Raw genomic sequence first — 742 nt, 5'->3', positions numbered from 1 at the left:
GGTCAAGGCAACTCCCGTTCGGGGTGTCTGACCTTGCAGGCGCGCGGGTGGATTCCAGTGGGCAGAGCAATGGACGTAGTGCAGTTGCAGAAATCGCGCTTCGACGGGGCTGATGCTGTAGTCGCCTGCCAGAAAACGATCGGAGAGCGGTTGTAGCACCGTTGGCAGGAGATAGGGCGGTTCTCTCGATATGTCGTTGAACGCGACGCCTTTCTGCCGGGCCAACTGATGCATCAGTCGCAGGTAGACCCGCGACAGTTCACCTCGCACTGGGCGTTTCAGTTGCAGGGCGGCATAGACCCGCTTGCGCGGTGGGGCCAGGCGGTCCGTCGGCTCGGGCAGCACGGGCCGGGCTTCGGGGGTGACGATGCTCAGCAGTTCCGCCGGCCAGCCCTTGGCCAACCAGGCGTCCCGGGCCTGCTTGGCATCACGGTAGATGCTGGTGTGCTCCACCGGAGTGTGGCGCGGCACTTCTAGGGCCTGCATGGGGCTGACCAGCAGGCACTCCTCGGCTTCGGCCAGGTAACCGCCGCCCAGGTCAGCGTGGGCCCCGGGCAAGACCAGCTCACGGTGCTCGGGCGCGGTGCTGTTGAGGGCGAAGTTGGCACGGTATTCGTCGCGTGCCACCAGGTGCACCACGGTCGGGAAGTGGTCGGGTGCCAGGTAGAGCTGGAGGCCGGGGGTGCTGGCGCTGCGCACATTGCCCAGGTTGGCCAGGCCGGCGGTGGAGGCCACGGTGTCG

The 742-nt window shown here is 66.7% G+C and carries 1 pseudogene; it reads right to left on the bottom strand.

The features are described from left to right. Positions 1-742 (bottom strand): annotated as a pseudogene (locus E8F11_RS00160) (DUF2235 domain-containing protein); the annotation flags it as partial.

Source organism: Pseudomonas sp. BN417, from assembly GCF_029871205.1.
Taxonomy (GTDB): domain Bacteria; phylum Pseudomonadota; class Gammaproteobacteria; order Pseudomonadales; family Pseudomonadaceae; genus Metapseudomonas.
Note: the sequence above shows the minus strand (reverse complement) of the source record. Positions and strands in the feature narration are given on the sequence as shown.